Source organism: Bacillus massiliglaciei, from assembly GCF_900098925.1.
Taxonomy (GTDB): domain Bacteria; phylum Bacillota; class Bacilli; order Bacillales; family DSM-1321; genus Peribacillus; species Peribacillus massiliglaciei.
On record NZ_LT622360.1, the window covers coordinates 643,241 to 656,131 of the forward strand.

The following is a 12,891-nucleotide window of genomic DNA, read 5'->3' on the forward strand; positions in this document are numbered from 1 at the left end:
AAAATAGAAAGGGGAAATTTATATGTTACGTTCAATGTATTCAGGTATCAGCGGTTTAAAAGGGTTTCAAACAAAACTTGATGTAATAGGAAATAATGTTGCCAATGTCAATACTGCCGGCTTTAAAAAGAGCAGGGTGACATTCAGCGACACAATAAATCAGACACTGTCAGGTGCGACTGCCTCCACAGATAATAAAGGCGGTACCAATTCCAAACAGGTTGGATTAGGTTCGACAGTTGCTGCAATTGACACGATCCATACGCAATCAAGTCTGCAGACAACAGGAAGAGACCTGGATTTGGCTATTTCAGGAGATGGCTATTTTGTCATGAAAAATGGGGATGCTGATTATTTCTCCCGTGCCGGAAACTTTTATCTGGATGAGAATGGCACACTGGTTAATTCAGAAGGATTGAAAGTGCAGGGTTATCCGGCTGATGAGAATGGGAATGTTAATGTCAATGGAGGGTATGGTGATATTTCCATTGACGTTAATGACGTATTGCAGAATGCTGACGGTACTGAAGCAAAGCTTGAGAGCTTTAATATTGGTTCTTCCGGTGAAATTAATGGGGTTTATTCAAATGGTTCAATTGTTACGCTTGGACAGCTTGCCCTCGCAAAGTTCAGCAATAGCTCTGGGCTGACCAAAGCGGGCGGCAATACGTTTCAGCAATCGATAAGTTCCGGCGCACCGAATACAGGGGTCGCTGGGGATGGCAGAGGAACCATTGCTGCCGGTTCATTGGAAATGTCAAATGTTGATCTATCCGAAGAGTTTACGGACATGATTGTGGCACAGCGGGGATTCCAGTCAAATACCAAAATCATTACCACCTCCGATGAAATTCTGCAAGAACTTGTCAACCTGAAAAGATAAGTAAGGGAGGGACGGAGCTGAAGCGGAATTACCCGGTTTTGCTCCGGTAAAACATAATTAAAGTATCAAGGCTTAACGGGAAACGTTTTACTATTAATGCATTATATATTGAAATGATTGAATCGCTGCCGGACACAACCATCACTTTTACAAATGGGAAAAAAATCGTCGTGCTCGAAAAGGAAGAGCAAGTTGTAAGAGAGATTAAGAATTTTTACAAAGAAGTCAATGTTTTAGGGGTTTGCAATAATCTGGAGGATATAAATCATGAAGAATAAAGTATTGACCATCATGCTCATTATGATGGTTGCCATTACATTGGTAGGTGTGATAGCGGTTGTTGTGGTAACGAAGGTTGGCGAACCAACCTCTGCTGAGTCCGAACCATCCATTGATGAAATTGTGAAGGCTTCTGTCGAAATCCCGGAAATTACAACAAACCTGGCCGGTAATGATTTCATCAAAATTTCCTTTACAATCCAGACTGACAGCAAAAAAGCGAAAGAAGAGCTGGAAAAAAGAAACTTTCAAGTTCAGAACATTATCATTACGGAGCTATCGGAAACAAAGGCTGAACAATTAACAGGAAAAAAAGGCAAGGAAGCATTACAGACAAAGATTAAAGAAGAAGTCAATAAAGTGATGCAAGAAGGACAGGTTGTGAAGGTATATATAACTTCCTCCATCCTTCAATAAGGAATTTTAAGACTGTCGAATAGGTGCAGCGAGTCTGGAGGTGAACACATTGTCTGGAGATATTCTTTCTCAAACTGAAATTGATGCATTATTATCTGCCATTTCAACAGGGGAAATGGATGCTGAGGAATTAAAGAAAGAAGAAGTTGAGAAAAGGGTAAAGGTCTATGACTTTAAACGGGCATTACGTTTTTCTAAAGATCAGATTCGAAGCTTAACAAGAATACATGAAAATTTTGCGAGACTGCTGACAACTTATTTCTCTGCCCAGTTAAGAACATATATTCAAATCAGTGTGGCTTCCGCTGATCAAATTCCTTATGAGGAATTTGTGAGGTCGATTCCAAAAATGACTATTTTGAATGTATTTGAAGTACCGCCTCTTGATGGACATATCATTATAGAGGTCAATCCGAATATAGCTTATGCAATGATGGACAGGGTTTTGGGAGGCAGAGGAGTAAGTGTCAATAAAGTAGAAAATCTGACAGAGATTGAAACAAAAATCATGTCCAATTTATTTGAAAAAGCATTTGAAAATATACAGGAAGCATGGTCCGCAATTATTGATATTGATCCGGTGATGACAGATTTTGAAATCAATCCGCAATTTCTGCAGCTAGTCTCTCCTAATGACACAGTAGTGGTCATTTCCCTGAATACTCAGGTGGGAGAAACAACGGGCATGTTAAATATATGTATTCCTCATGTTGTTCTGGAGTCCATTATTCCTAAACTTTCTGCCCATTACTGGATGCAGACTGCACAAAAGGAAAGACTTCCTGAGGAAGTAGAGCTGTTAGAGAAACGGATTAAAAAGACAAAGCTTCCTATTATGGCCGAATTAGGCCGGACGGATATAAGTATTGAAGATTTTCTGCAGCTTGGAGCCGGAGATGTCATCGATTTAGGAAGACCTTTAAGCTCTCCGATGCTTGTTAAAGTCGGAGAAGTGCCAAAATATACGGCACAGCCAGGGAAGGCAGGAAAGAAACTAGCAATTCAAATTCTTGAAGTTTTGAAGGGGGGAGACGAAGATGGTAAGTGATGGTATGCTTTCTCAAGATGAGATTGATGCATTATTAAAAGGAAGTTCGGAGACAGACGAAGCAGAAATGAACCATGATAATCTTGAAATTGGTGATTTTTTATCCAATATGGAACAGGATGCCTTAGGCGAAATTGGGAATATTTCATTTGGAAGCTCTGCGACGGCCTTGTCTACTTTGTTAAATCAAAAAGTAGATATAACTACTCCGAAAGTTAATTTAATTGAAAAGAAAATGCTTTCAGAGGAATTCCCTCATCCGTATGTTGCCATTCAAGTCCAATATACAGAAGGTTTTCTCGGAATGAATATGCTTGTCATTGAGCAGAATGATGCAGCCATTATTGCTGATTTAATGCTTGGGGGCGACGGACTGAATCCAGGCGATCTGCTAGGTGATATTCAGTTAAGTGCCGTCCAGGAAGCTATGAATCAGATGATGGGTTCAGCAGCAACTTCCATGTCAACAATTTTCAATAAGAAGGTAGATATTTCACCGCCTAGCATTGATTTACTGGACTTTGCACAGGGTGAAGGGAAAAATACAATTCCGAATGAAGATTTGTTGGTAAAGATTTCGTTTCGGCTGAAAGTGGGCAGTTTGATAGATTCAAATATTATGCAGCTGCTTCCTTTGCCTTTTGCCAAAAGTCTTGTAGAAGATTTAATGCAGGAATCAATTGAATCAACAGATATGGAACTAAAGGAAAGTACGAAATCTGCGCAGGCAGACGATGACAAACTTAGGCAAACTCATCCAGAAGAGCCGTCTGAACCAGACCGGCAAATGAGTAATCCATCAGCTTCTCAGTTGCAATCTAATATACCTGCAGAACCGCAGTACTTTGGTTCTCAGTCTATGCCGCAGGGCCAGCCCGTCGATGTACAGCCTGCAAATTTCACAAACTTTCAGCCATATCAGCTTCAAGAAACCGAGTCAAGAAATTTGAGTATGCTAATGGATATCCCGCTTCAGGTTACAGTTGAATTGGGACGGACACAGCGCTCGGTTAAAGAAATATTGGAATTGACACCTGGCTCTATTGTTGAGCTTGATAAATTAGCGGGTGAACCGGTCGATATTTTGGTTAACAACCGTCTGATGGCTAAAGGAGAAGTCGTTGTAATCGAAGAAAATTTTGGCGTCAGAGTTACGGATATCGTAAGCCCGAGCGACCGGATAAATAATCTAAAATAGACACACTTTTCGGAGGTAATGGAAATGGGACAAAAGATTTTAATCGTTGATGATGCAGCATTTATGAGAATGATGATCAAAGATATTCTTTCAAAGAACGGGTTTGATATTGTAGGAGAGGCTGCAGATGGAGCACAGGCTGTAGAAAAATATAAAGAAACCCAGCCAGATCTCGTGACAATGGATATTACAATGCCTGAAATGGATGGCATCAGTGCTCTTAAAGAAATTAAAAATATTAATCCGAATGCTAAAGTAATCATGTGTTCTGCCATGGGTCAGCAGGCAATGGTTATCGATGCGATCCAGGCCGGTGCTAAGGACTTTATCGTCAAGCCATTCCAGGCTGACAGAGTATTAGAAGCAATCAACAAGGCATTGGGCTAAGAGGGGATTATCTTGTATTCTTTGAAAAAATGGATGGCAAGTGTGCTTCTGTCTCTTGGCATTGTCATCCTGTTTCAGCCAGCCGCAATGCCGGTCCATGCTGCGTCAGGTGATACAGAGACAGTTAAGGAAGCATATGAGGAGCCTGGAGATCAAAAGAATGCCAATAATGAAAGCGAAAATTCGCAGCAAAATGAAGCTCCCGGTAAAGACGCAGTAGGCCTTACTTTTTTGGATTTTCTGCGTATGGGAGCGGCACTGCTATTCGTTATTGCTTTATTATTCATATTACTTCGCTTTATAAATAAAAAAAATAGAGCTTTCCAGAGAGCTAATTTTTTGGAAAATATGGGTGGGACAAGCCTTGGGGGCAACCGTTCCATCCAGCTTGTAAAAGTCGGCGGCAAAATATTGGTTGTGGGTGTCGGTGAAAATATCCAAGTGTTATCGGAAATCACCGATGAAAAAGAGATTAAGGAAATCACGGACAGCCGCAATACCGCCTTTAATCAGCAAACCGGAGCAATGGATTTTCTGGCTAAATTAACTGATTTGAAGGCTGGTTTGAAGCCACAGAAAAAGGAAGATTTCCAATCTGTGTTTAAAAATAAAATCAAAGAATTGAAAGAGGATAGAAAAGATAGATTGAAAGATTTGGAACGGAAAGGAAGGGACCGGGATGAATGAATTCATGGAATTTTTCAACAACAGCGACCCTTCCAATGTCTCCGCTTCTGTAAAATTGTTTCTTTTGCTGACGGTTTTGTCATTGGCACCGAGTATTTTAATATTAATGACATGCTTTACCCGAATCATTATTGTCCTGAGTTTTGTAAGAACTTCCCTTGCTACTCAGCAAATGCCGCCAAACCAAGTATTAATTGGTCTTGCCTTGTTTATGAGCTTTTTTATCATGGCGCCGACGTTTCAGGAAGTAAACAAGACAGCCCTGACTCCGCTTTTTGAGGAGAAAATCAATCTTGAGGAAGCGTACGAGAAAGCAGCAGTGCCATTTAAAGACTTTATGAGCCAGCATACGAGACAAAAGGATTTGGCTCTCTTTTTAAATTATGCAGGAATGGATAAGCCTGAAACCGTTCAGGATATTCCTTTGACAGCACTGGTCCCGGCCTATGCGATAAGTGAAATTAAGACAGCTTTCCAGATAGGGTTCATGATCTTTATCCCTTTTTTGGTGATTGATATGATCGTTGCCAGTGTTCTAATGTCGATGGGGATGATGATGCTGCCGCCTGTCATGATTTCATTGCCATTTAAGATTCTTCTCTTTGTTCTGGTCGATGGCTGGTATTTAGTAGTTAAATCATTATTACAAAGCTTCTAAGCGGGTGAAAAAATGAATGCAGATCTTGTTATTGACATAGCTGAAAAAGGAGTGTACACCGTCCTGATTTTAGCGGGGCCTCTGATGATTATCGCGTTGCTGGTCGGACTGCTGATCAGTATTTTTCAGGCAACTACACAAATTCAGGAACAAACATTGGCTTTCGTGCCCAAAATTGTGGCAGTGATGCTCGGACTTGTTATTCTGGCTCCATGGATGATCAGTCAATTGCTTTCCTACGCAAATGAGATTTTTGGGAACCTGAATCGGTTCGTGGGCTGAAAATGGAAGAAATTTTACCGCATTTCCCAGCATTTTTGTTAGTTGTTGTCAGAGTAACGACTTTTTTTGTTGCTATGCCAATATTTTCATATAGAACGATCCCTGCGTCACATCGGATAGGGTTAGGTGTAGCCTTGGCCTGGATTATGTACTATACATTGGATATCCCGGTACTGGAAATTGATGCTGAATTTTTCCTTTTAATTATTAAAGAAGCTCTTGTCGGATTGTTTATCGGATTTATCAGTTACGTCATTATTACCGCCATTCAGATTGCCGGCGGTTTAATAGATTTTCAGATGGGATTTTCCATCGCAAATGTCATTGATCCCCAAACGGGCGCACAAAGTCCGTTAATGGGGCAGTATCTCTATATAATTGCTCTGTTGTTTTTACTTAGTACGAACGGACATCACCTTTTATTAGATGGAATTTTTTACAGCTATCAATTCATACCTTTGGAACAAATGTTTATTCCTTTTGGAAAAGAAGAACTTATAAACCAAGTAATCCTGGCCTTTAATAAGTCATTTATCATTGCTTTTCAGATGGCCATTCCGGTCGTCGGTAGCATCTTTTTGGTCGATGTCGGTCTTGGAATCCTTGCCAGAACGGTTCCCCAGCTGAATGTGTTTGTAGTCGGTATACCAGTCAAAATCATTGCAAGTTTTCTTGTCTTGATTATTGTACTGGGAATGATGATGAAAGCTGTTGCCGGTCTTTTTGAATATCTTATTTTAACGATGAGGACCTTGATGCAGGTGATAGGAGGGATGGGCTGATGAAATTATTGAAGGTTGACCTCCAATTTTTTGCCGGTGAAAAAACGGAAAAAGCCACTCCTAAAAAAAGGCAGGACCAGAGAAAAAAAGGACAAGTCGCCAAAAGTCAGGATGTTAATACGGCTATTAATCTGGCAGCGGTGTTTGCTGTACTGCTGTTTGCCGGGCCCTTCATGTATAAGCACATTATTGGAATCATGAGAGATTTCTTTCAAAATAGGATGCAGGAAAACCTGACTGAAGATAATGTACCGCTTTTGCTTGCAGAAGTCATGACATCTATGGGATTGGTTTTGGCTCCGATATTTGGTGTGGCTTTGGCCGCAGGGATTGCTGCTAATCTCATGCAAACCGGTTTTTTATTCTCAGCGGAAACGATTCAGTTTAAGCTGGAGAAATTAGATCCTATTAAAGGATTCAAACGAATTTTTTCTATGAGAGCACTAGTTGAACTGCTCAAGTCGCTCTTGAAAATATCCTTCGTTGGTCTTGTAGTTTTTTATGTACTATGGCAGCGTATGGATGAAATTATCGAACTGTCTCAAGTTTCTGTAGGCAGCGCCCTTTCCATTTTAGGTGATATTACAGCAAGCGTCGGTATTTATGCTGCTGTTGCTTTACTATTTATAGCAATCTTAGATTATATGTATCAGAAATATGACTTTGAAAAAAACATCCGCATGTCCAAACAGGATATAAAGGACGAATATAAAAACAGTGAAGGCGATCCGCTTATTAAATCAAAGATTAAACAGAAACAGCGTCAGATGGCGATGCAAAGAATGATGCAGGAAGTGCCAAATGCAGATGTTGTCATCACAAATCCGACCCACTTTGCAATTGCTTTGAAATATGACGAAGAAAAGTCTGATGCACCTTATGTTATAGCTAAAGGCATGGATTATCTCGCACAAAAAATAAAGTATATTGCTAAAGAAAATGACGTCATCATGGTTGAAAATCGGCCCTTGGCCAGATCACTTTATGACCAGGCTGAAGTCGGACAAGCTATTCCCGAGGAGTTTTTCAAGGCTATCGCAGAAGTCTTAGCCTTCGTATACAAAACGAAAGGGAAAATATGAGTGTTAACAGTAGTTAGGAGAGAGTTAAATGCGTGCAAGAGATCTAGTAGTAATAATAAGTGTCATCATGATAATCGCCATGCTGATCATTCCAATGCCGACATGGCTGTTAAGTTTCCTTTTATTAATTAATATTTCTCTTGCCCTGATGGTTCTGCTTACGGCAATGAACATTAAGGAGCCTTTGGAATTTTCAATCTTTCCAACATTGCTTCTGCTTCTTACTCTATTTAGGCTTGGACTGAATGTTTCTACTACCAGGGCGATTTTAACCCATGGTGATGCAGGCGGAGTGGTTGAAACGTTTGGCACTTTCGTAGTCGGCGGCAATATTTTAGTGGGACTTGTTGTGTTTTTAATACTTGTTATTATTCAATTTATTGTGATTACCAAAGGTTCGGAAAGAGTCTCTGAGGTTGCGGCGCGTTTCACATTGGATGCTATGCCGGGAAAACAAATGGCCATTGATGCCGATTTGAATGCCGGCATGATTTCTGAAACAGAAGCACGGAACAGAAGGGAAAAAGTAGGAAACGAATCTGATTTTTATGGTTCAATGGACGGTGCAAGCAAATTCGTTAAAGGAGATGCCATAGCTGGAATTATCATTGTCATTATCAATCTGATTTTTGGTATTGTGATAGGCATGCTTCAATTAGATATGGAATTTGCAGATGCTGCCAATCATTTTTCCATGCTGACTGTAGGAGACGGGATTGTCAGCCAGGTTCCGGCACTATTAATATCTACGGCAACGGGTATTGTAGTAACAAGGGCGACGACAAATGGAAATCTCGGTACAGATATAACAACGCAGCTTTTCCGTTTTCCAACAATGTTATATGTAACGGCAGGAACGATTTTCTTCTTAGGACTCGCAACTCCAATTGCTGATTTCTTTACAATTCCGCTCGCAGCCTTAATAGGAATCGGAGCCTATGTCATGTCTAAAGCACCGAAACCGGATCAGAAAGAAATAGCGGAAGCGGAAGAAGAAATAGAAGCAGAGGAAATGAAATCGCCTGAAAGCGTCGTAAATCTATTAAGTGTCGATCCTATTGAATTCGAATTTGGCTATGGCCTTATTCCTCTGGCTGATGCGAACCAAGGCGGGGATTTATTAGACCGGGTCGTCATGATACGAAGACAGCTGGCTATCGAAATGGGAATTGTCATTCCTGTTGTTCGAATAAGAGATAATATTCAACTGAACCCAAATGAGTACAGCCTGAAGATTAAAGGCAATGAAATGGCACGGGGAGAACTGCTTCTTAACCATTATCTGGCGATGAGCCCGGGAATTGACGATGACTCGATAGAAGGTATTGACACAATTGAGCCATCTTTCGGACTGCCGGCCAAATGGATTTCAGAAGAGATGAAAGAACAGGCGGAAATCATGGGTTATACGGTAGTGGATCCGCCGAGTGTTGTCTCCACTCACTTGACTGAAGTGCTTAGGGCGAATGTGCATGAATTATTGGGCAGAGAGGAAACAAAACAGCTTATCGATCATTTGAAAGAAACATCGCCAATCCTTGTTGAAGAAGTCACACCTAATCCGCTTTCGATTGGCGATGTTCAAAAAGTGCTGGCAAAGCTTTTAAAAGAAAAAGTATCCATCCGCAATCTGCCAGTCATTTTTGAAACGCTTGCGGACTATGGCAAGATGTCATCCGATACGGACCTGTTAACGGAATATGTCAGACAGAACCTCGCCAGACAAATTACGAATAGTTTGCTGGGGAATGAAGAGAGATTGCAAGTCATAACGTTATCTGGAAAAGTGGAAAAGATTATCGCTGACGGAGTTCAGCAAACAGAACATGGAAATTATCTTTCTTTGGATCCAGCTGTATCTCAATCTATTTTGGAAAATATAGCAGCGAAACTGGAGGAAATGTCTCTTATGGAGCAACAGTCCATTCTCCTTTGTTCGCCCGCTGTCAGGATGTATGTAAGGCAGCTTATCGAACGGTATTTTCCGAATGTACCTGTCGTTTCCTATAATGAATTAGAAGCGAGTGTAGAAGTTCAAAGCGTAGGGGTGGTGAATGTGGAATGAAGGTAAAAAAATTCAGTGCTCCTTCAATGACAGAGGCTATGAAACAAATAAGAAGTGAATTAGGGAATGATGCCGTAATTTTGAACTCTAAACCCGTCTATACCGGAGGGTTCCTGGGGATGTTCAAAAAACGGACTATTGAAGTGATTGCTGCAATAGATCCGGAGGTGTCACCGGTGCAGCAAGCTGTTAAACAAAAAACGAAAAAGGCGCCTTCTGATTTACCTTTACCTTTAAAAAGTGAGGAGTCCAGCCATATAAACATAAGACCTGTTCATGAAGAGCGGGTGAACCTGGAGCAGGAATTAACGGAATTGAAAGGAATGCTTAAAACCCTTCAAGATCCTAATATGCATTATTTTCCCGGGCCATTAAAAATAGCCTATACGTTTCTACAAGAGCAGGAACTGGACGTATCTATCAGAACAGAAATTATGGAAAAACTCTTGTCTTATTGGCATTCTGCTTCCATCTCGGAAGAAAAAGTCTGGGAAACAGTTAATACTGAATTGAAGAACATTCTCCAAGCAAAAGTTCCGGCTGTCGAAGGTTTTCAGAAAAAGTTTATTAACATTGTCGGGCCGACTGGTGTGGGGAAAACGACGACAATTGCGAAGGTAGCAGCCGAGAAAATGTTAACTGATAAAAAGAAAGTGGCTTTTATAACTACTGACACTTATCGGATCGCGGCCATTGATCAGCTGAAGACTTATGCAAAAATACTGAATGTCCCTCTTGAAGTAGCTTATAATCTTGAGGATTTTAAAAGGGCATCAGAAAAGTTTTCTCATTATGATTATATCTTTATTGATACTGCAGGCAGAAACTTTAGGAATGAACAATATGTGAAGGATCTCTCTGAGATTATCGATATTACGGAAGAAATGGAAACTTTCTTGGTCCTTTCACTAACCTCCAAGCAAAAAGATATGGAGGATATCTACCGACAGTTCTCGTCGATACCGATTCAGCAATTTATTTTTACAAAAGCAGATGAAACATCTACATTCGGTTCGATGATTAATATGATGAGTAAGTATCAAACAGGTGCTGCCTACATCACAAATGGCCAGAATGTACCGGATGATATTGAGGAAGCAACAGATACAGTTCTGATCAATACGGTAATGGGAGCAGTTAATAATGGACCAGGCTGAAAAACTGAGACAGAGATTCGCTTTAGGCCGTAAACGTGCGAGGACCCTTGCTGTTGCAAGCGGCAAAGGAGGGGTAGGTAAGTCTAATTTTTCATTGAATTTTGCCCTTTCCCTGGCGCAAAAAAAGGAACGGGTCCTTCTGTTTGATATGGATATCGGCATGGGGAATATCGATATATTATTGGGCGAGCATTCATCTAGGAGCATAATCGATTTTTTTGAAAAAGATTGCTCTTTGGAAGAAATCATGAGCTATGGACCGGAAGGCATTTCCATAATCAATGGAGGCTCTGGTCTTACACAGCTTTTCAGCCTGGATGAGACCAGGCTTTCAAAATTTTCGAGTGCTTTCTCCTTTTTGGAAGAAAAGTTCGACTATATCATTTTTGATATGGGAGCAGGCATTACAAATGATTCGGTTAAATTTCTTCTATGTGTGGATGAATTAATCGTCGTTTCCACTCCAGAGCCAACATCTGTTATGGATGCTTATTCTGTCATGAAATATATTCACTCAGTAAGCAGCAGCCTCCCGTTTTATCTTGTCTGTAACAGGGCTAAAAGTCCAAGTGAAGGCAGAGTTACTGCTGAAAAACTGAAAAGTGCTATGCATAAATTTCTGCAGAAAGATGTTACTGCTTTAGGGTTTCTGCCAGATGATGAAGCGGTTGGCAAAGCGGTAATCAATCAGATTCCATTTCTCCTGTTTAAACCGGAAGCGGCTGTTTCCAGGGCTATGTCCGCTCTGGCAGAAAAATATAGGAATAGATGGTTCCAAGAGGAATGGGCTGTTCCAAAAGGAAATTTTCTGCAAAAGTTAAAAAGCTTATTTTCAGGAGGGAATTCCATTACATGAATGTTATTAAAGTACTAATTGTGGATGATTCAGCCTTCATGAGAAAACTGATTGGAGAATTTCTGTCTGAAGATGAGAGGATTGAGGTAATCGCTACTGCAAGGAATGGTCAGGATGCGATTAAGAAAGTTCACGAATTAAAACCGGATGTTGTGACGATGGACATAGAAATGCCCGTTCTTGACGGGCTGGAAGCTTTGCAGATCCTTATGAAAGACTGTCCTGTCCCGGTAGTGATGCTTTCAAGCACCACTGAGGCCGGGGCAGAAAGCACCCTTACGGCGATGCAATATGGGGCCTTTGACTTTGTAGCGAAACCGTCTGGTTCCATTTCTCTTGATTTATACAAGATAAAACATGAAATTATTTCCAAAATAGTGGCTGCTTTTGATGCAAATGTTCACAAATTGAAAAAAAAACCAGAAAAGAAGAAAAAAATAGCAAAATTATACCCTGAATATAGTAAAATCGGAGTAGATAAAAAGTACAATTTCGAGTATGATAACAAAAAACAGGCGAATAGATCCAGGAAAATTGTTTTAATTGGAACTTCAACGGGCGGACCTCGGGCATTGCAATCCGTTCTGACGAAGCTCCCTGCTTCATTCAGTGCTCCTATACTGATTGTTCAGCACATGCCGCCAGGCTTTACCCAATCGCTGGCACAGCGATTGGATGGTCTTTGTGAGATCCGCGTAAAAGAAGCCGAGGATGGTGAGCTGATCCAAAAAGGAACAGCATACATAGCTCCCGGAGGATTCCATCTCAAAGTGAAAAAACTTGGGTTAAGCTATATGGTTTTGCTTGATCAATCTGATAGCCGAAACGGCCACAGGCCTTCTGTGGACGTTATGTTTGAAAGTGTAAGTGAAGCTGAAGAACTTGAAAAGATTGCGGTCGTTATGACAGGAATGGGAATGGATGGGGCAAACGGTTTATTAAAGTTAAAGAAAGACAGCCGTGTTCATGCTATTGCCGAATCTGAGCAAACGTCCATTGTCTTTGGAATGCCAAAGGCAGCTATTGCGACGGGGCTGATAGATTGTGTGCAAGATGTGGATGATATTGCTGCAGCAATCAGGCTTTATTGTTAATTCTGGAGGTGCAGAT

Annotated in this window: 15 protein-coding genes; all 15 read left to right on the forward strand. The window is 40.8% G+C overall.

Features of this window, described 5'->3' with window-relative positions:
• Positions 1-22 precede the first annotated feature (22 nt).
• From flgG to BQ4305_RS19745, 15 genes are read left to right on the forward strand one after another with little or no spacing between them, the layout of a single operon-like run.
• Positions 23-883: a flagellar basal body rod protein FlgG gene (gene flgG / locus BQ4305_RS19675; RefSeq protein ID WP_110929420.1), complete on the forward strand. Its 861-nt coding sequence runs from the start codon at positions 23-25 to the stop codon at positions 881-883.
• Between the two features lie 53 nt (positions 884-936).
• Positions 937-1,161 carry a flagellar FlbD family protein gene (locus tag BQ4305_RS19680; RefSeq protein WP_110929421.1) on the forward strand — a complete coding sequence of 75 codons (225 nt, stop codon included), beginning with the start codon at positions 937-939 and terminating at the stop codon, positions 1,159-1,161.
• On the forward strand, positions 1,148-1,579 hold the full coding sequence (gene fliL, locus BQ4305_RS19685; protein WP_110929422.1) for a flagellar basal body-associated protein FliL: 432 nt from the start codon (positions 1,148-1,150) through the stop codon (positions 1,577-1,579). Before BQ4305_RS19680 ends, fliL begins: the two co-directional genes overlap by 14 nt.
• 49 nt (positions 1,580-1,628) lie before the next feature.
• On the forward strand, positions 1,629-2,627 hold the full coding sequence (gene fliM, locus BQ4305_RS19690) for a flagellar motor switch protein FliM (protein ID WP_110929423.1): 999 nt from the start codon (positions 1,629-1,631) through the stop codon (positions 2,625-2,627).
• On the forward strand, positions 2,617-3,825 hold the full coding sequence (fliY, locus tag BQ4305_RS19695; protein WP_110929424.1) for a flagellar motor switch phosphatase FliY: 1,209 nt from the start codon (positions 2,617-2,619) through the stop codon (positions 3,823-3,825). The genes fliM and fliY overlap by 11 nt, the downstream gene beginning before the upstream one ends.
• A gap of 24 nt (positions 3,826-3,849) precedes the next feature.
• A complete protein-coding gene (locus tag BQ4305_RS19700) occupies positions 3,850-4,212 on the forward strand; it encodes a response regulator (protein ID WP_110929425.1) in 363 nt (120 codons plus the stop codon).
• A gap of 12 nt (positions 4,213-4,224) precedes the next feature.
• Complete coding sequence (locus BQ4305_RS19705) at positions 4,225-4,899, forward strand: flagellar biosynthetic protein FliO (RefSeq protein ID WP_110929426.1); 675 nt, start codon at positions 4,225-4,227, stop codon at positions 4,897-4,899.
• Positions 4,892-5,557: a flagellar type III secretion system pore protein FliP gene (gene fliP, locus BQ4305_RS19710; RefSeq protein ID WP_110929427.1), complete on the forward strand. Its 666-nt coding sequence runs from the start codon at positions 4,892-4,894 to the stop codon at positions 5,555-5,557. The genes BQ4305_RS19705 and fliP overlap by 8 nt, the downstream gene beginning before the upstream one ends.
• A 12-nt stretch (positions 5,558-5,569) precedes the next feature.
• Positions 5,570-5,839, forward strand: coding sequence for a flagellar biosynthesis protein FliQ (gene fliQ / locus BQ4305_RS19715; protein ID WP_110929428.1), 270 nt, complete (start codon positions 5,570-5,572; stop codon positions 5,837-5,839).
• A gap of 2 nt (positions 5,840-5,841) precedes the next feature.
• The gene (fliR, locus tag BQ4305_RS19720) at positions 5,842-6,621 is read left to right on the forward strand and encodes a flagellar biosynthetic protein FliR (protein ID WP_110929429.1); all 780 of its coding nucleotides are present in this window, start codon (positions 5,842-5,844) and stop codon (positions 6,619-6,621) included.
• Positions 6,621-7,703, forward strand: coding sequence for a flagellar biosynthesis protein FlhB (gene flhB, locus BQ4305_RS19725; protein WP_199880768.1), 1,083 nt, complete (start codon positions 6,621-6,623; stop codon positions 7,701-7,703). The genes fliR and flhB overlap by 1 nt, the downstream gene beginning before the upstream one ends.
• A 28-nt stretch (positions 7,704-7,731) precedes the next feature.
• Positions 7,732-9,768 carry a flagellar biosynthesis protein FlhA gene (gene flhA, locus BQ4305_RS19730; protein WP_110929431.1) on the forward strand — a complete coding sequence of 679 codons (2,037 nt, stop codon included), beginning with the start codon at positions 7,732-7,734 and terminating at the stop codon, positions 9,766-9,768.
• Positions 9,765-10,925 carry a flagellar biosynthesis GTPase FlhF gene (flhF, locus tag BQ4305_RS19735; RefSeq protein ID WP_110929432.1) on the forward strand — a complete coding sequence of 387 codons (1,161 nt, stop codon included), beginning with the start codon at positions 9,765-9,767 and terminating at the stop codon, positions 10,923-10,925. Before flhA ends, flhF begins: the two co-directional genes overlap by 4 nt.
• On the forward strand, positions 10,912-11,781 hold the full coding sequence (locus tag BQ4305_RS19740) for a MinD/ParA family protein (RefSeq protein WP_234397008.1): 870 nt from the start codon (positions 10,912-10,914) through the stop codon (positions 11,779-11,781). Before flhF ends, BQ4305_RS19740 begins: the two co-directional genes overlap by 14 nt.
• A complete protein-coding gene (locus tag BQ4305_RS19745) occupies positions 11,778-12,875 on the forward strand; it encodes a protein-glutamate methylesterase/protein-glutamine glutaminase (protein ID WP_110929434.1) in 1,098 nt (365 codons plus the stop codon). The genes BQ4305_RS19740 and BQ4305_RS19745 overlap by 4 nt, the downstream gene beginning before the upstream one ends.
• Positions 12,876-12,891 lie beyond the last annotated feature (16 nt).